This is a genomic window from Cupriavidus sp. KK10, assembly GCF_018223725.1.
Lineage (GTDB): Bacteria > Pseudomonadota > Gammaproteobacteria > Burkholderiales > Burkholderiaceae > Cupriavidus > Cupriavidus necator.
In genome coordinates, this window is record NZ_CP073677.1 from 1,164,716 (window position 1) to 1,182,145 (window position 17,430).

The 17,430-nt window shown below is 65.9% G+C and carries 19 protein-coding genes; 15 read left to right on the top strand and 4 right to left on the bottom strand.

Going from position 1 to position 17,430, the window contains the following annotated elements; translation table 11 throughout:
• Positions 1 to 57: 57 nt before the first annotated feature.
• Positions 58 to 684 carry a TetR/AcrR family transcriptional regulator gene (locus KB879_RS05700; protein WP_153955629.1) on the top strand — a complete coding sequence of 209 codons (627 nt, stop codon included), beginning with the start codon at positions 58 to 60 and terminating at the stop codon, positions 682 to 684.
• Between the two features lie 7 nt (positions 685 to 691).
• On the opposite strand, the gene nth is transcribed toward KB879_RS05700, so the two are convergent.
• Both nth and rsxB read right to left on the bottom strand, forming a co-directional pair.
• Entirely contained in the window at positions 692 to 1,336 is a 645-nt protein-coding gene (nth, locus tag KB879_RS05705) for an endonuclease III (RefSeq protein ID WP_011614905.1), read from the bottom strand.
• Entirely contained in the window at positions 1,333 to 2,139 is an 807-nt protein-coding gene (gene rsxB, locus KB879_RS05710; protein ID WP_211982129.1) for an electron transport complex subunit RsxB, read from the bottom strand. Before rsxB ends, nth begins: the two co-directional genes overlap by 4 nt.
• Positions 2,140 to 2,434: 295 nt before the next feature.
• On the opposite strand from rsxB, the gene KB879_RS05715 reads away from it, so the two are divergent.
• Positions 2,435 to 3,070, top strand: coding sequence for a TetR/AcrR family transcriptional regulator (locus KB879_RS05715; protein ID WP_013956107.1), 636 nt, complete (start codon positions 2,435 to 2,437; stop codon positions 3,068 to 3,070).
• 52 nt (positions 3,071 to 3,122) lie between these two features.
• Here KB879_RS05715 and KB879_RS05720 read toward each other — a convergent pair whose 3' ends face one another.
• Positions 3,123 to 4,382: a polyhydroxyalkanoate depolymerase gene (locus KB879_RS05720; protein ID WP_153955630.1), complete on the bottom strand. Its 1,260-nt coding sequence runs from the start codon at positions 4,380 to 4,382 to the stop codon at positions 3,123 to 3,125.
• 312 nt (positions 4,383 to 4,694) lie between these two features.
• Positions 4,695 to 5,891 carry an amino acid aminotransferase gene (locus KB879_RS05725; protein WP_114134620.1) on the bottom strand — a complete coding sequence of 399 codons (1,197 nt, stop codon included), beginning with the start codon at positions 5,889 to 5,891 and terminating at the stop codon, positions 4,695 to 4,697.
• Positions 5,892 to 6,130: 239 nt separating this feature from the next.
• Here KB879_RS05725 and uvrB point away from each other — a divergent pair, with 239 nt between their 5' ends.
• The 13 genes from uvrB to hscA all read left to right on the top strand — a co-directional run bounded on the left by uvrB (position 6,131) and on the right by hscA (position 17,415).
• Positions 6,131 to 8,215, top strand: coding sequence for an excinuclease ABC subunit UvrB (gene uvrB, locus KB879_RS05730; protein ID WP_013956110.1), 2,085 nt, complete (start codon positions 6,131 to 6,133; stop codon positions 8,213 to 8,215).
• 66 nt (positions 8,216 to 8,281) lie between these two features.
• Positions 8,282 to 8,581 (top strand): putative quinol monooxygenase, encoded by a 300-nt coding sequence (locus KB879_RS05735; RefSeq protein WP_013956111.1) that lies wholly within the window; start codon positions 8,282 to 8,284, stop codon positions 8,579 to 8,581.
• A 22-nt stretch (positions 8,582 to 8,603) separates the two neighbouring features.
• Positions 8,604 to 8,825, top strand: a complete 222-nt coding sequence (locus KB879_RS05740) for a hypothetical protein (protein ID WP_013956112.1) — start codon at positions 8,604 to 8,606, stop codon at positions 8,823 to 8,825.
• A 32-nt stretch (positions 8,826 to 8,857) separates the two neighbouring features.
• Positions 8,858 to 9,100, top strand: coding sequence for a hypothetical protein (locus KB879_RS05745; RefSeq protein ID WP_013956113.1), 243 nt, complete (start codon positions 8,858 to 8,860; stop codon positions 9,098 to 9,100).
• Between the two features lie 91 nt (positions 9,101 to 9,191).
• On the top strand, positions 9,192 to 9,680 hold the full coding sequence (locus KB879_RS05750) for a low molecular weight protein-tyrosine-phosphatase (RefSeq protein ID WP_211980880.1): 489 nt from the start codon (positions 9,192 to 9,194) through the stop codon (positions 9,678 to 9,680).
• Between the two features lie 87 nt (positions 9,681 to 9,767).
• The gene (locus tag KB879_RS05755) at positions 9,768 to 11,864 is read left to right on the top strand and encodes a site-specific recombinase (RefSeq protein ID WP_211980881.1); all 2,097 of its coding nucleotides are present in this window, start codon (positions 9,768 to 9,770) and stop codon (positions 11,862 to 11,864) included.
• A 105-nt stretch (positions 11,865 to 11,969) separates the two neighbouring features.
• Positions 11,970 to 12,524, top strand: a complete 555-nt coding sequence (gene iscR, locus KB879_RS05760; RefSeq protein ID WP_013956116.1) for a Fe-S cluster assembly transcriptional regulator IscR — start codon at positions 11,970 to 11,972, stop codon at positions 12,522 to 12,524.
• A 55-nt stretch (positions 12,525 to 12,579) separates the two neighbouring features.
• The gene (locus KB879_RS05765) at positions 12,580 to 13,803 is read left to right on the top strand and encodes an IscS subfamily cysteine desulfurase (protein WP_269148715.1); all 1,224 of its coding nucleotides are present in this window, start codon (positions 12,580 to 12,582) and stop codon (positions 13,801 to 13,803) included.
• 59 nt (positions 13,804 to 13,862) lie between these two features.
• Positions 13,863 to 14,261, top strand: a complete 399-nt coding sequence (gene iscU / locus KB879_RS05770) for a Fe-S cluster assembly scaffold IscU (RefSeq protein ID WP_010809025.1) — start codon at positions 13,863 to 13,865, stop codon at positions 14,259 to 14,261.
• Positions 14,262 to 14,304: 43 nt separating this feature from the next.
• A complete protein-coding gene (gene iscA, locus KB879_RS05775; RefSeq protein WP_010809024.1) occupies positions 14,305 to 14,625 on the top strand; it encodes an iron-sulfur cluster assembly protein IscA in 321 nt (106 codons plus the stop codon).
• A 24-nt stretch (positions 14,626 to 14,649) separates the two neighbouring features.
• Positions 14,650 to 14,871: a DUF3565 domain-containing protein gene (locus KB879_RS05780; protein WP_010809023.1), complete on the top strand. Its 222-nt coding sequence runs from the start codon at positions 14,650 to 14,652 to the stop codon at positions 14,869 to 14,871.
• Positions 14,872 to 14,934: 63 nt separating this feature from the next.
• The gene (gene hscB / locus KB879_RS05785) at positions 14,935 to 15,453 is read left to right on the top strand and encodes a Fe-S protein assembly co-chaperone HscB (RefSeq protein ID WP_153955632.1); all 519 of its coding nucleotides are present in this window, start codon (positions 14,935 to 14,937) and stop codon (positions 15,451 to 15,453) included.
• 96 nt (positions 15,454 to 15,549) lie between these two features.
• Positions 15,550 to 17,415, top strand: a complete 1,866-nt coding sequence (gene hscA, locus KB879_RS05790) for a Fe-S protein assembly chaperone HscA (RefSeq protein ID WP_013956119.1) — start codon at positions 15,550 to 15,552, stop codon at positions 17,413 to 17,415.
• The last annotated feature ends 15 nt before the right edge of the window (positions 17,416 to 17,430 follow it).

The following is a 17,430-nucleotide window of genomic DNA, read 5'->3' on the forward strand; positions in this document are numbered from 1 at the left end:
ACAACATAGATTGTCAGAAGCGATCCGGCAAGTAATCTGACAATAGGGAATGTCATAATGGCGCACATGACGACCGAGCTCACCCCCGCGCGCCGCTACCGCGGCGCCGAAGCCGAAGAACGACGTGCCCAGCGCCGTGTGCAGCTGATTGCCGCGGCCGTGCAGGTCTACGGCGAGCGCGGCTACCAGAACGCCACCGTCAAGGCCGTGTGCGAGGCCGCGGGCCTGACCGAACGGTATTTCTATGAGTCGTTCGCCAACAGCGAGGCCTTGCTGCTGGCATCGTTTCAAACAGTGACCCACCGCTTGCTGCACACCCTCGCCCTGGCGGGCGAGGGGGGCGGAGGCGATGGCCAGCAACGCGCGCTGGCCATGCTGCGCGCCTATTTCGGGGCGCTGCAGCGCGAGCCGCGTTCAGCGCGGGTGTTCCTGGTGGAAATCCGCGGCGTCAGCAAGCTGGTCGACGGGGCGTTGGCGGAGTCGCTGGATGAATTCGGCGGGCTGCTGGCGCAAGCGCTGCTGCCGCCGGGACGCAAGCTGGATCCGTTGCTGACGGCGGGGGTGGCGGGCGGGGTGGTCCACATCGCCCTGCGCTGGATCACGCACGGCTACGCGCCCGATGTGGAGGTGGTCGCGCGCACGGCGCTACAGCTGGCCTTGGTGTTGGCGCACGAGCCGGACTAGCCTCGGGTCACAACTGCGGCGCCGGCGTCTTTTCCCTGAACTCGCATAGCGGCTCGATCACGCAGTGCCAGCACTCGGGCTTGCGCGCCTTGCAGACGTAGCGGCCGTGCAGGATCAGCCAGTGGTGGGCATCGTGCAGGAACTCATGCGGCACGCACTTGAGTAGCTTTTGCTCGACGATCTGCACAGTCTTGCCCGGCGCCAGCCCGGTGCGGTTCGCTACCCGGAAGATGTGCGTGTCCACCGCGATGGTGGGCTCGCCGAACGCGGTGTTGAGCACCACGTTGGCGGTCTTGCGGCCCACGCCCGGCAGTGCCTCCAGCGCTTCGCGCTCGGGCGGGACCTTGCCGCCGTGGCGCTCGACCAGGATGCGGCAGGTTTCGATCACGTGCTTCGCCTTGGTCTTGTACAGCCCGATGGTTTTGATGTACTCGCTGAGGCCGGCTTCGCCCAGGTCCAGCATCTGCCGCGGGGTATGCGCCACCGGGAACAGCCGCCGCGTGGCCTTGTTGACGCCGACGTCGGTCGCCTGCGCCGACAGCAGCACGGCGATCAGCAGCTCGAACGGCGAGCTGTATTCCAGTTCGGTGGCCGGGGCAGGGTTGGTTTCGCGCAGCGTCTCAAAGATGGCACGGCACTTGGCGGCGTTCATTTTTCTTCTGGGTCGGTATTGGCGTTCTGGTCGGATCCAGGCCTGGTAAGCCCTGCGCGCGCGCGCCGTGCTTCGGCGGCGTCGATCTGGGCCTGCACCGCAGCCGAGACATTTTCCGTGTTGCGCGGTTGCGCGGCCTGCTGCTTCTGCCGGGCGCGTTCGATCGCGGCCTGGATGATGGCGCGCTTGCGTTCCTGCGCGGCGCGCTCGGCATCGTTCTCCGGCGCTTCGGCCTGCACCGCGGCCAGCTTGGCGGCGGCCTTGGCGGCCAGGCGCGCGTCGTTTTCCTCGCGCTCGCGCACCAGCCGCGCATTGCGCGCCAGGTAGCGCGCGTGCGCGGCATCGGCCTGCGCCTGCGACCACGCGGCCCAGCCGGTGCGTTCGCCGGTGACCGGGACCATGTCGATGCAGTCGACCGGGCAGGGCGCCACGCACAGGTCGCAGCCGGTGCACCAGTCAGGGATCACCGTATGCATCTGCTTGGCGGCGCCGGCAATCGCATCGACCGGGCAGGCCTGGATGCAAAGCGTGCAGCCGATGCAAAGGCTCTCGTCGATGCGGGCCACCGCGCGCGGCTGTTCGCTGCCGCGTTCCGGGTCCAGCGGCAGCGGTTCGGTGCCCAGCACCGCGGCCAGGCGCACGATGCCTTCCGCGCCGCCGGGCGGGCAGCGGTTGCAGGCGGCTTCGCCGTTGGCCATGGCTTCAGCGTAGGGGCGGCAGCCGTTGAAGCCGCATTTGGTGCACTGGGTCTGGGGCAGCAGCGCTTCGATGCGGTCGGCGAGGGACTTGACGGCGGGATTCACGACTACGGGCAGAAAATCAGGGGACAAAACAGGGACCAAGGCCGGATCAGAACGGTCAAGACACGAAATTTGCGGGGCACTGTGAGGGTTTGGCGACATAACAGCCGAACCCTGCGGCGGACAATAGGCCAGCGACCCTGCGGCACCGGGATCTCTGTGAACCCCTGCGAGCCATCGCGCCGCAAGGATTATCCCCGATTTCGCCGGCGGGCAGAAACGGCGATGATGCGCGCACCGCCGGATTGCCGCATTCCGGCCTATGCCATAATCCGCGCAACGATCGACCAGCCACCCCATGTCAACTGAGCCCAAGACCAAACGCGACCCGGAAGGGACGCGCCGACGCATCCTCGCTGCGGCCACCGAGGAATTCGCCAAGGGGGGTCTGGCCGGCGCCCGCGTCGACCAGATTGCCCGGCGTGCGGAGACTAACGAACGCATGCTGTACTACTACTACGGCAGCAAGGAAGGCCTCTTCCTGGCGGTGCTCGAGAAGCAATACGCCAATTTCCGCGCTGACGAGGAGCAGTTGCACCTCGTTGACGAAGACCCGGTCCAGGGCGTGCGCACGCTGGCGCGCTTCGTCTGGGACTGGTATTACGAGCATCCGGAGTTCATCCGCCTGGTCAACAGCGAGAACCTGCACGAGGCCCGGCACCTGAAGAAGTCGGCGCAGCTGCAGCAGCTGATCAACCCGGTGGTGGATGTGCTGGCCGACGTGATCCGGCGCGGGCAGGAACAAGGCGTGTTCCGCGACAATATCGACGTGCCGCAGTTCTACCTGACGATTTCCGCGCTGGGCTACTACGTGCTGTCCAACCGCTACACCATCAGTGCCGTGATCGGCCGCGACGTGGCCTCGCAGCAGGAGCATGAGCGCTTTGCCGAGCTGCACTCGGAAATGCTGCTCAGCTACCTGAAGAAGCACTGAACCTCCCGGCCCGGCCCCGCAAGAAGAAACGCCCGCGATCGCGGGCGTTTTTTTACTTGGTGGCCGAGGCCTGGTGGTACTTGCGGATAAAGTCGCGCAGCTGCGGGTAGATCTCCTCGCGCCAGCGCCGGCCCGAGAAGATGCCGTAGTGGCCGCAGTGTTCCGCATTCAGATGCTGCTTGCGGGCTTTCGGGATGCCGGCGCACAGGTCGTGCGCCGCAGCGGTCTGGCCCGCGCCGGAGATGTCGTCCAACTCGCCCTCGACGGTCATCAGCGCGGTGCTCTTGATGTCCTGCGGCCGCACCGGATTGCCGTCGATGGCCCAGGTGCCGTTGGCCAGGCGGAACTCCTGGAACACCTCGCGGATGGTGTCGAGGTAATACTCGGCGGCCATGTCGAGCACCGCGTTGTATTCGTCGTAGAAGCGCACGTGGGCGTCGGCGTCGTCCGCATCGCCCTCGACCAGGCTCAGGTAGAAGTCATAGTGCGAGGAAAGGTGCCGGTCCGGGTTCATCGCCACGAAACCGGCATGCTGCAAAAAGCCCGGGTAGACGCGGCGCCCGTGGCCGGGGTAGTTGGCCGGCACGGTGTAGATGACGTTGTTCTCGAACCACTCGAACGACTTGTTGGTCGCCAGCGAGTTGACCGCGGTGGGGCTCTTGCGGGCGTCGATCGGGCCGCCCATCATCGTCATGGTGCGCGGCGTCTTCTCGCCGGCCGAGGCCATCAGCGAGATCGCGGCCAGCACCGGTACCGTGGGCTGGCACACCGAGATCACATGCAGGTTCTCGGCGCCGATGTGGCGGATGAATTCCTGGATGTAGTAGATGTAGTCGGACAGGCGGAACGTGCCATCCTCCACCGGCACCATGCGTGCGTCGATCCAGTCGGTCACATAGACCTTGTGGTCCTGCAGCAGCGTGCGCACCGTGTCGCGCAGCAGCGTGGCATGGTGGCCCGACAGCGGCGCGGCCACCAGCACCACCGGCTCATCCTTGAGCAGCTTGATGGTATCCGGGTCGTCGGCATAGCGCTTGAAGCGCACCAGCTTGCAGAAGGGCTTCTCGAGCACGGTCTGCTCGACGATGGGGATGTCGCGCCCGTTGGAGCGCACCGACTTGATGTCGAATGCCGGTTTTTCGTATTCCTTGCCGAGCCGGTACAGCAGTTCATAGCCGGCAGCCAGGCGGGGTGCGCCGGGAACCAGCGAGAGCGGGCTGAGGGGGTTGGTGAAGGTCTTGGCCGTCGCCTGGGCCCACGCGGTCAGCGGGTGCAGGATCGAACGCTGGAACTCATGCAATTGGTAGAGCATGCCTTTTCTGCCTGGGGTCTAGCTATGAGGTACGTACTACCAGGTACTAATGTACTGACAATACACCGTGGATCGTGGCGCCGATTATGCCCTTAACCGAACGACCGTGCTAACGATCTTGCTCTGCAGCATATACCTTAAAGTACATCCATTGCTGCGGAAAACAATAAGGTAAAAGGCTGATTTCTGGATGACATTTGGCTGAAAAATTGCAAACAAATGCAAAAAGCGGCCGAAGCCGCTTTTTGTGCATTGCTTTGTGACGCTTGCGCCAGTCGCCACTTGTTGCGGTGTGGCGATTTCAAAGGGCTTTTACATCACAGCTGCGATTGCATCGACGACGGCGTCGATGTTGCGGCTGTTCAGCGCGGCCACGCAGATGCGGCCGGTGCCGACGGCGTAGATGCCGTGCTCATTGCGCAGGCGATCCACCTGGGCCGAGGTCAGGCCCGAGTACGAGAACATGCCGCGCTGCGCCTTGACGAAGGAGAAGTCGCCCGGCACGCCCTTGGCGGCCAGCTTGTCCACCAGCGCATGGCGCATCAGCTTGATGCGGTCGCGCATCTCGGCCAGTTCTTCTTCCCACATGGCGCGCAGTTCCGGGCTGTTCAGCACGCTGGCGACCACGGTGCCGCCGTGCGTCGGCGGATTGGAATAGTTGGTGCGGATCACGCGCTTGACCTGCGACATCACGCGCTGCGCTTCTTCCTTGCTGGTGGTGACGATCGACAGCGCGCCCACGCGCTCGCCGTACAGCGAGAAGCTCTTCGAGAACGAGCTCGACACGAAGAAGGGCAGGCCGGAGTCCGCGAACAGGCGCACGGCGGCGCCGTCCGGATCGATGCCGTCGGCAAAGCCCTGGTAGGCCATGTCCAGGAACGGGATCAGGTTGCGTTCCTTGACCAGTTCCACCACCTGCTTCCACTGCTCGGGCGACAGGTCCACGCCGGTCGGGTTGTGGCAGCAGGCGTGCAGCACGACGATGGTGTTGGCCGGGAACGACTTGAGCGATTCCACCATGCCGGCAAAGTTCAGGCCGTGGCTGGGGGCGTCGTAGTAGGCATAGTTGACCACCGGGAAGCCGGCGGATTCGAACAGTGCGCGGTGGTTTTCCCAGCTCGGGTCGCTGATGGCGACCTTGGCGTCCGGGTACAGGCGCTTCAGGAAGTCGGCGCCGATCTTCAGCGCGCCGGTGCCGCCGAGTGCCTGTGCCGTCACTACGCGGCCTTCGGTGATCAGCGGCGATTCCTTGCCGAACAGCAGCGTCTGCACGGCCTGGTCATAGGCGGCGATACCTTCGATCGGCAGGTAGCCACGCGGGGTGGCGGTGGTCAGACGGGCCTTTTCTGCCTCCTGGACGGCGCGCAGCAGGGGGATTTTCCCTTCGTCGGTGAAGTACACGCCAACGCCCAGGTTGACCTTGGTCGGGCGGGTATCGGCATTGAAGGCTTCGTTGAGGCCCAGGATCGGGTCGCGCGGGGCCATCTCGACGGCAGAAAACAAACTCATTTGGAATCTCGTGGTCGGCAATGAATGAAAACGGGAAGGCGTAGAATGCTTCGGACTGCGCTGGCGGCTGGCAGGCCCCGTTCCCTTCCGGCGGGAAGTGGCTTGAAGCGGGGGCTGTCAACCCCAAGATTCTAGCGTATCCGCCCGTTTTCCTGAGGTTTTTCCCTAATCTCGCCGCGCCTTCTTTCGTTATTTCTTTCCTTACTCGTACCGCTACCTCTCCAGCCACCACGCCCCTTATGTCGAACCTTGCCGAAGCCGCGCCGGCCCTGGACGAAGACAAATTCGTCACATTTCCCGGCTCCCCGTTCCAGCTGTACCAGCCGTTCCCGCCCGCCGGCGACCAGCCGGAGGCCATCCGGCAGCTGGTGGAGGGCGTGGACGACGGCCTGTCGTTCCAGACGCTGCTGGGCGTCACGGGCTCGGGCAAGACCTTCACCATGGCCAACGTGATTGCCCGCATGGGGCGGCCGGCCATCGTGTTTGCCCCGAACAAGACGCTGGCGGCGCAGCTCTATGCGGAATTCCGTGAATTCTTCCCGCGCAACGCCGTCGAGTACTTCGTCAGCTACTACGACTACTACCAGCCCGAGGCCTACGTCCCGCAGCGCGACCTGTTTATCGAGAAGGACTCGTCGATCAACGAGCATATCGAGCAGATGCGGCTGTCTGCGACCAAGAGCCTGCTGGAGCGCCGCGACACCATCATCGTGGCAACCGTCTCGGCGATCTATGGTATCGGCAACCCGACCGAATACCACCAGATGATTCTCACCTTGCGGGCCGGCGACAAGATCAGCCAGCGCGACGTGATCGCGCGCCTGATCGCGATGCAGTACACCCGCAACGAGACCGACTTCCAGCGCGGCACCTTCCGCGTGCGTGGCGACACCATCGATATCTTCCCGGCCGAGCATGCCGAGATGGCGGTGCGGCTGGAGATGTTCGATGACGAAGTCGAGTCGCTGCATTTCTTCGACCCGCTCACGGGCCGCGTGCGCCAGAAGATCCCGCGCTTCACGGTCTACCCGTCGAGCCACTATGTGACCCCACGCGAGACCGTGCTGCGCGCGATCGAGGCGATCAAGTCGGAGCTGCGCGAGCGCCTCGAGTTCTTCCACAAGGAAAACCGGCTGGTGGAGGCGCAGCGGCTGGAGCAGCGCACCCGCTTCGACCTGGAAATGCTGTCCGAGCTGGGCTTCTGCAAGGGCATCGAGAACTATTCGCGGCACCTGTCCGGTGCACGCCCCGGCGATCCGCCGCCGACGCTGGTCGACTACCTGCCGCCGGATGCGCTGATGTTCCTGGACGAGTCGCACGTGCTGATCGGCCAGCTCAACGGCATGTACAACGGCGACCGCGCGCGCAAGACCACGCTGGTGGAGTACGGCTTCCGGCTCCCGTCGGCGCTGGACAACCGGCCGCTGAAGTTCGACGAATTCGAGCGCAAGATGCGCCAGGTGATGTTTGTCTCGGCCACGCCGGCGCAGTTCGAGCAGGAGAATGCCGGGCAGGTGGTGGAGCAGGTGGTGCGTCCGACCGGGCTGGTCGATCCCATCATCCTGGTGCGCCCGGCGACCACGCAGGTGGACGACCTAGTGTCCGAGATCCACGCCCGCGTCGAGGCCGGCGAACGCGTGCTGGTGACCACGCTGACCAAGCGCATGGCCGAGCAGCTGACTGAGTTCCTGTCCGAGAACGGGGTCAAGGTGCGCTACCTGCACTCGGACATCGACACCGTCGAGCGCGTGGAGATCATCCGCGACCTGCGCCTGGGCACCTTCGACGTGCTGGTGGGCATCAACCTGCTGCGCGAGGGCCTGGATATTCCCGAGGTGTCGCTGGTGGCAATCCTCGATGCGGACAAGGAAGGCTTCCTGCGCGCCGAGCGCTCGCTGATCCAGACCATCGGCCGCGCCGCGCGCAACGTCAACGGTACCGCCATCCTGTACGCGGACCGCATGACCGAGTCGATGAAGAAGGCCATTGGCGAGACCGAGCGCCGCCGCGCCAAGCAGATCGCCTTCAACGAGGCCAACGGCATCACGCCGCGCGGTGTGGTCAAGCGCATCAAGGACATCATCGACGGCGTCTACAGCGTCAGCGATGCCAAGGCCGAGCTGCTGGCGGCGCAGGAGCAGGCCCGCTACGAGGACATGAGCGAGAAGCAGGTCTCCAAGGAAATCAAGCGCCTGGAGAAGCTTATGCTTGACCATGCCCGCAACCTGGAATTCGAGCAGGCGGCGCAGGTGCGCGACCAGCTGGCCAAGCTCAAGGCACAGGTGTTCGGCGCCAGCGGAGATGGCGCGCTGCCGCCCGCCTGATACGCGTGGTGCCGGCTCCGGCTGGCCTATAGTGAAATGCGTCACACCTGATCCGGGAGGCGCATCATGGTAAAACTTGGGCTGTGGGTACCGCTGGAGGCCAGGCCGGGCAAGGAGCAGGAGGTTGAGCAGTTCCTGCGCGACGGGCTCGCGCTGGTGGAGCAGGAGGCCGGCACCACGGCCTGGTTCGCGCTGCGGCTGGGCCCGTCGATGTTCGGCATCTTTGATGCCTTCCCCGATGAGTCAGCGCGCGAGGCGCACCTCGGCGGCAAGGTTGCCGCGGCGCTGATGGCCAGGGCGCCGGAGCTGTTCATGGGGACGCCGCCGATCCAGAAGCTGGAGGTGGTGGCGGCCAAGCTGCCTTGATGGCGAACGACAAGGAGCTACGATGGAACGCCAGTTTGAATACGGCGGCTACGCGGTCGTGGTCAGCGCGGTCCCGAATGCCGCCGGCGGGTTTGCGGCGCAGATGCGCATCGCCGATGCCTTCGGCGAGCCTTCCGGCCCCAGCTTCGAGGCGATTGCGGGCGATGCGCCCACGCCCGAAGGGGCCATCGCGCTGGCGGAGGCCGGCGCCATGCGGGCGATCGACGCCGGCGAGGTCAACTAGCCAGGCACCCCCATTTTCCGTGGAGAACCACAATGACCGAAATCGGTGAATGGAAGAAGAAGGTCTATGAAACCCACGAAGTGCAGGTCCAGGTCAGGCAGCGCTCACAGAGCGAATGGTCCTACACCGTGCGCGTCTGCCGCCCCGGCACCAATATCCGCGCCGCTGGCACGCTGACCGAGACCTCGCGCATCACCGAGCACTATAAATCGCGCGAAGCCGCGGAAGTGGCCGGGTTTGCGCACGGCGAGCGGCTGGCCAAGCAACTGGCCTGAAGGGCTGCGGGTAGAATTGCGGGCTGTCCGGCCGGCGGCCCTGCCGAGGGCCGGTGCGCCTGCCATTCCACTCCCGCCAAGTTGTGATCCGATGAAGACATACGCCATCCTGATGTGTTGCATGGGAAACATCTGCCGTTCCCCGACGGCGGAGGGCGTGCTGCGCGCCAAGCTGGCGGAGGCCGGGCTGGACGCGCTGGTGGAGCTGGATTCGGCGGGCACGCATGAATACCACCTCGGCCGCGCGCCCGATCCCCGCACCCAGCGCCACGCGCTGCAGCGCGGCTATGACCTGTCCGCGCTGCGCGCGCGCAAGGTCGGGCTGCCGGACTTCGATCGCTTCGACCTGATCCTGGCGATGGACCGCGAGAACCTGGCCGGCCTGGCGCGGCTGCGCCCCGATGCCGGCGAAAAGCTGCGCCTGCTGATGAGCTTCGCCACCCGCCACGACGCCGACGAGGTGCCGGACCCGTACTACGGCGAAGGCGATGGCTTCGAGCGCGTGCTCGACTACATCGAAGATGCCTGCGAGGGCCTGGTGGCCGAGCTGCGCCAGCGCCTGCAAGACAACGCCGGCTGATCCGGGCACCCGCCCCGTCGCCTTTTCTGCGGCCCGCGCCGCGACGCCACGAGCGCCGCGGCCGGCGGCCCGATCCCACGAGAATCCATGCTTCGCAAACTGTTCCGCAAATGGCGCGAATCGCGCAATGCCAGCCTGCAGCTCGACGCCATCCTGGCCGCGGCCGATCCTGAGGCCCCGCTGGCCGAGCGCAACGGCTGGCTGATCGAGCTGGGCTTCTGGATCCGCCGCGATGGCGGGCTGGGCGCCGATGCCGGCAGCCAGGAACCCGGCACGGACCGCAGCCACCCCGAGCATGTGCGGCTGCGCTACCTGCTGCAGGTGCTGGAGCGGCATCCCGACTGGGCCGAACGTTTTGCCCTGACCGTGCGCAGCCTGGTGCGCGAGAACGACCCGACCGGACTGTTCTGCGATACCGGCGTGGCCCTGCACCCGGGCTTCGTCAGCGAGATGGTGGGCCGGCTGCAGAACCGCTTCCTGCCGCCGCCGCCCAACCGCAGCGACATGGCGGGGCTGTTTGCGCTGGTGTTCGTCGGTGATAAAGACGCGGAGTGGGTCGAGGCCGTCGACGATGAGCTGCTGGCCCGGCTGGCGCGCGTGCTGCAGGCCGGCAGCACCAAGGGCGAAGCGGCGGGCATGGCGCACTATCGCGATGCGCTGGGCCAGACGCTGGCCACCAGCATCGCGGTGCTGGTCAGCCAGGTGCGCGCCACCGGCCTGAGCCAGGCGATCCGTTCGCGCCTGGCCGGGCGCGTGGACGAGACGCCGTTCTTCCGCCTGGACGAGGCCGTCCAGGCCTTGCGTGAAGAGGGCCTGCGCCATGACGACAACAGCTTCGGCCATCGCCTGAACTATTTCCGCGCGCTGCTGGACGGCTGCCATGCCGCGATCCGCCATGTGTATGAAGACCTGGAAGAAAACGGCGTATCGATCGAGGTGGTGTTCCAGATCGAGCGCATGAAGGTGCAGCTCAGCCGCATCGAGCTGCTGCTGGCGGCCTGGGTCGAGCCCCACCGGCCCGGCATGCATGCGCACCTGGTGGCGGAACTGATCCGATCGACCCAGGCCCGGCGCAGCATCTCGCACCTGGCCGGCACCTCGTTCGCGCAGCTGGCGCGCAAGGTGGTGGAGCGCTCGGCCGAGACCGGCGAGCACTACATCACGCGCGACCGCAAGGAATACGCCGAACTGGTGCGCGCCGCAGCCGGCGGCGGCCTGGTCTCGGTCGCCACGGTGTACCTGAAGTTCCTGATCTACGGCCTGCACCTGGACAAGTTCAGTGAGGGGTTGCTGGCCTCGCTCAACTACGCCGGCAGCTTCCTGGCCATCCACTTTGCGCACTTCACGCTGGCGACCAAGCAGCCGGCCATGACCGGCCCCGCGCTGGCGCACCGGCTGGACGGGGCAGGGCGGCCGGAAGGGCGCGAGATATTCGTCGACGACACCATCGCCATGATCCGTTCCAACGCGGCGGCGATTGTCGGCAACCTGGCGGTGGTGTTCCCGGTGGCGCTGGGGATCCAGTGGCTGGCGCACAAGCTGCTGGGCGCCAACCTGATCACGCCGGCCAAGGCGATTGCCACCATCGAATCGTTCTCGATCCTGGGCCCGACACCGCTCTACGCCGCCTTCACCGGCGTGCTGCTGTGGCTGTCCAGCCTGATTGCGGGCTGGGCCGACAACTGGTTCGCGCTGCACCGCGTGCATGACGTGATGGCCTACAACCGGCGCCTGCGCTACGTGCTGGGTGCACGCGGCGCCACCCGGCTGGCGGATTTCTGGAAGCGTAACCTGTCGGGCATTGTCGCCAATGTGTCGCTGGGCTTGCTGCTGGGGTTGGGGCCGGAAATCCTGAGCTTCTTCGGGCCGCATATGGAAGTGCGTCATGTGACGCTGTCGACCGGCTCGGTCGGCGCGGCCATCGGCGTGCTGGGGATGGATGCGCTGCGCATGCCGTCGCTGTGGCTGGCGGTGGCGGGCATTGCGCTGATGGGGATGCTGAACGTGGCGGTGAGCTTCGCGCTGGCGTTCAATATGGCGCTGCGGTCACGCAACCTGCGGCGCGTGGACCGCGCCGAACTGAGCGCGGCCGTGCGGCGGCGCATCCTGACGCACCCGCTGTCGCTGGTGATGCCGCCGCGCGTGGCAGGCCCGGAGACGGCCGCAGGCGGGCGCGAAGCGTGATGGGGACGTGGTGCGGTGCGGCAGGGTAGTTGACTGAATTAGTCGGGTACCTTTATACTTGACGGAAACGATCAAGTATTGGCATCACCCCCAGAGCCCTGCACCATGAGACTGACCACCAAAGGCCGCTTCGCGGTCACTGCGATGATCGACCTGGCCATGCGCCAGGACCAGGGACCGGTCACGCTCGCCGGCATCAGCCAGCGGCAAAAGATCTCGTTGTCCTATCTGGAGCAGCTGTTTGGCAAGCTGCGCCGGCACGAGATCGTTGAAAGCGTGCGCGGCCCGGGCGGCGGCTACAGTCTGGCGCGCAAGGCCGAAGACGTCACCGTGGCGGACATCATCATCGCCGTGGACGAGCCCCTGGATGCCACCCAATGCGGCGGCAAGGGCAATTGTAACGGAGATGACGGCTCCGGGCGCTGCATGACCCACGAACTGTGGGCCACGCTGAACCAGAAGATGGTCGAGTACCTCGACTCCGTTTCCCTCAAGAACCTGGTGGACCAGCAGCGCGAGCGCCAGCCTGCCGTGCTGCACGACATGCGCGAAGACGCCGCGCAGCCGGTCGCGACCGCTGCGCGCGGCAAGGCCGACAAGCAGGAAAAGCCGGTCCGGGCCAGAATGGTGAATTCAGTTTTCAGCCTGGCGCAGTCCTGAGCGTGCCCAGGCAACGACAGCAAAACAGCGATCAGCGGTCCCTAACAAGGCAGTCATAACGATGAGCACCCCACATTTCCCCATCTACATGGATTACTCGGCCACCACGCCGGTGGACCCGCGCGTGGCGGACAAGATGATTCCGTACCTGCGCGAGCAGTTCGGCAACCCCGCCTCGCGCAGCCATGCGTACGGCTGGGAAGCAGAGCGCGCGGTGGAAGAAGCGCGTGAGCAGGTGGCCGCACTGGTCGGCGCCGACCCGCGCGAGATCGTGTGGACGTCGGGCGCGACCGAATCGAACAACCTGGCGATCAAGGGTGCCGCGAACTTCTATTCGGGCAAGGGCAAGCATCTCATCACCCTGAAGACCGAGCACAAGGCCGTGCTCGACACCACGCGCGAGTTGGAGCGCCAGGGCTTTGAAGTGACCTACCTGGACGTGAAGGAAAACGGCCTGCTCGACATGGAAGTGTTCAAGCAGGCACTGCGCCCGGACACGATCCTGGTCTCGGTGATGCTGGTCAACAACGAGATCGGCGTGATCCAGGACGTCGAGCAGATCGGCGAGATCTGCCGCGAGAAGGGCATCATCTTCCACTGCGACGCCGCGCAGGCGACCGGCAAGGTGGCGATCGACCTGAACAAGCTGAAGTGCGACCTGATGTCATTCTCGGCCCACAAGACCTACGGCCCCAAGGGCATCGGCGCGTTGTACGTGCGCCGCAAGCCGCGCGTGCGCATCGAGGCGCAGATGCACGGCGGCGGCCATGAGCGCGGCATGCGCTCGGGCACGCTGGCCACACACCAGATCGTCGGCATGGGCGAAGCCTTCCGCATCGCCCGCGAAGAGATGGCGACCGAAAACGAACGCATCCGCATGCTGCGCGACCGCCTGTGGAACGGCCTGTCGGACATGGAAGAGGTCTACCTGAACGGCGACCTGGAACAACGCGTGCCGCACAACCTGAATGTCAGCTTCAACTTCGTCGAGGGCGAATCGCTGATCATGGCGATCAAGGACGTGGCGGTGTCGTCGGGTTCGGCCTGCACCTCGGCCTCGCTGGAGCCGTCGTATGTGCTGCGCGCGCTGGGCCGCAACGATGAACTGGCCCACAGCTCGATCCGCTTCACGGTGGGCCGCTTCACCACCGAGCAGGAAATCGACTACACCATCGAACTGCTCAAGAGCAAGATCGGCAAGCTGCGCGACCTGTCGCCGCTGTGGGAGATGTTCAAGGACGGCGTCGACCTGAATTCGATCCAGTGGGCCGCGCACTGACGCGCCCGCCACAGATCAAAAAGCAATACCCCCGCAAAGATACGCAAGAGGTAAGCAAAATGTCATACAGCACCAAGGTTCTCGACCACTATGAAAACCCCCGCAACGTCGGTTCGTTCGACAAGAACGACGATGCGGTCGGCACCGGCATGGTCGGCGCGCCGGCCTGCGGCGACGTGATGAAGCTGCAGATCAAGGTCAACGAGGCTGGCGTGATCGAAGACGCCAAGTTCAAGACCTACGGCTGCGGCTCGGCCATTGCCTCGTCCTCGCTCGTGACCGAGTGGGTCAAGGGCAAGACCGTGGATCAGGCGCTGGAGATCAAGAACACCCAGATCGCCGAAGAACTGGCGCTGCCGCCGGTGAAGATCCACTGCTCGATCCTGGCCGAAGACGCGATCAAGGCCGCCGTCGAAGACTACAAGAAGAAGCACGGCGCCGAGCAGAAGGCTGCCTGATTCTGTCGCACTGACCACGGCATCGACGAAGGAAGACGCAACGATGATCACCATGACCGAGAAGGCGGCCAAGCATGTGGCCCGCTACCTGGAACGCCGCGGCAAGGGCGTGGGCCTGCGCCTGGGCGTGAAGACCACCGGCTGCTCGGGCCTGGCCTACAAGCTGGAATACGTGGACGAGCTGCTGCCGGAAGACGCGGTGTTCGAATCGCACGGCATCAAGGTCATCGTCGACGCCAAGAGCCTGCCGTATATCGACGGCACCGAACTCGACTACGCACGTGAAGGGTTGAACGAAGGTTTCCGCTTCAACAACCCCAACGTCAAGGACGAGTGCGGCTGCGGCGAGTCTTTCACGGTCTGAGCAAGCCAGCGCAAGCAAGCCCCGGTGGAGCGCAGCATCGTCGGGTTCCGCCGGGACGAGGAAGGCCACTGGGTGGCCGAACTCGAATGCGGGCACGGCCAGCATATGCGGCACGACCCGCCGTGGCAGTCGCGGCCATGGACGCAAAGCGAGCAGGGCCGCGCCGGCATGATCGGCATGCGGGTGAACTGCCTGAAGTGCGACCGCAACGAACCGCCGGCCGAGTGGGCACGCAAGCCCGCCTGAGCGGCACCGTGGCGGCAATGGACAAAGGGGCGGCGCGGCCGCTCCTTTTTCTTGGGGAAGCAGTTGAAAGACGATTTTTTTGCGCTGTTCGGCCTGCCGGCGCAGTACGGTGTCGACGAGGCCGCGCTGGATGCGGCATACCGCACCGTGCAGTCGCAGGCACATCCGGACCGCTTTGCCAAGGCGGGCGACGCCGAGCGTCGCGTGGCCATGCAGTGGGCCGCGCATGCCAATGAAGCCTACCGTACGCTGCGGCAGCCGTTGCGGCGCGCGACCTACCTGCTGAAGCTGCGCGGCGTCGATGTGCAGGCCGAGAACAACACGGTCATGACGCCGGCCTTCCTGATGCAGCAGATGGAATGGCGCGAAGCGCTGCAGGAAGCGGTGGAAGAGCGCGCAGTGGACCGGCTCGATGCGCTGCTGCGCGAGTTGCGCCAGGAAAAGCGCGAGCGCCACGAAACACTGGGCGCGCTGCTGGATTCCGGCGACAACGAGGCGGCCGGCGGCGCGGTGCGGCAACTGATGTTTATCGAGAAGATCGAACACGATACCAGCGAGGCCATCGACCGGCTGGAAGACTGACCGGCACGTTTGCCGGGCCCGTGACAAAATGGCGCCCGGCGCGAGATCCGCCCGCATGGCGGCTTCCCCTGCCGCACAAGACAGCGAAGAATTACCATGGCACTGCTCCAGATTTCCGAACCCGGCATGTCGCCGGCGCCCCACCAACGCCGCCTGGCCGTCGGCATCGACCTCGGCACCACCAACTCGCTGGTGGCCGCGGTACGCAGCAGCATTCCCGAAGTGCTGGGCGACGAACGCGGCCGCGCGCTGCTGCCGTCGGTCGTGCGCTACCTGCCGGACCGCACCACGCATATCGGCTACCGGGCCCAGGATGAAGCGGTGCGCGACCCCAAGAACACCATCGTCTCGGTCAAGCGCTTCATGGGCCGCGGCCTGCGCGACATCGCCAATATCGAGCACAGCCCATACGACTTCGTCGACGCGCCCGGCATGTTGCAGATCAAGACCGCGGCCGGCGTGAAGAGCCCGGTCGAGATCTCGGCCGAGATCCTCGCCACGCTGCGCCAGCGCGCCGAGGACACGCTCGGCGACGACCTGGTCGGCGCGGTCATCACCGTGCCGGCGTACTTCGACGAGGCCCAGCGCCAGGCGACCAAGGACGCCGCGCGCCTGGCCGGCCTGGAAGTGCTGCGCCTGCTGAACGAACCGACCGCGGCGGCTATTGCCTACGGGCTGGACAATGCGTCGGAAGGCATTTACGCGGTCTACGACCTGGGCGGCGGTACCTTCGATATCTCGGTGCTCAAGCTGACGCAGGGCGTGTTCGAAGTGATGGCCACGGGCGGCGACTCGGCGCTCGGCGGCGACGATTTCGACCAGCGCGTGCTGTGCTGGATCGTCGAGCAGGCCGGCCTGCAGCCGCTGTCGGCGCAGGACATGCGCCTGCTGATGGTGCGCGCGCGCGCGGCCAAGGAAGCGCTGTCGGAAGCGGACAGTACCGTGATCGATGCCGTGCTCGATTCCGGCGAGATCGTTCACCTGGCTCTGACCGACGAAACCTTTGAACAGATCACCGCACACCTGGTGCAGAAAACGCTGGCGCCGGTGCGCAAGGCGCTGCGCGACGCCGGTGTGACCCCCGATGACGTCAAGGGCGTGGTGCTGGTGGGCGGCGCCACGCGCATGCCATCGATCCGCAAGGCCGTGGGCGACTACTTCGGCCAGACCCCGCTGACCAACCTGGACCCGGACCGCGTGGTGGCGCTGGGCGCCGCGATGCAGGCCAACCTGCTGGCCGGCAACCATGCCCCTGGCGAAGACTGGCTGCTGCTCGACGTGATCCCGCTGTCGCTGGGCGTCGAGACCATGGGCGGCCTGGTCGAGAAGATCATCCCGCGCAACAGCACCATCCCGGTGGCGCGCGCGCAGGAATTCACCACCTTCAAGGACGGCCAGACCGCGATGGCGATCCACGTGCTGCAGGGCGAGCGCGAGCTGGCCAGCGACTGCCGCTCGCTGGCGCGCTTCGAGCTGCGCGGCATCCCGCCGATGGTGGCGGGCGCGGCGCGCATCCGCGTGACCTACCAGGTCGACGCCGACGGCCTGCTGTCCGTGACCGCGCGCGAGACCCATTCGGGCGTGGAAGCCTCGGTCACGGTCAAGCCGTCGTACGGCCTGGCCGACGACGATATCGCGCGCATGCTGCAGGACAGCTTCCGCGAGGCCGAGCACGACATGAAGAGCCGCGCGCTGGCCGAAGAGCGCGTGGAAGCCGACCGGCTGGTCGAGGCCACGCAGCGCGCGCTGGAAACCGATGGCGACCTGTTGTCCGCCGAGGAGCGCACTGCGGTGGAAGCGCTGATGGCCACGGTGCGCGAGATCGCCACCGGCGACGACCACCACGCCATCCACGCCGCGGTGGAAAAGCTGTCGCACGGCACCGACGAATTCGCTGCCCGCCGCATGGACCGCTCGATCAAGAGCGCGCTGGCGGGGCGCAAGGTGCAGGAGCTGGGCTGATCACCACGCCTGCAC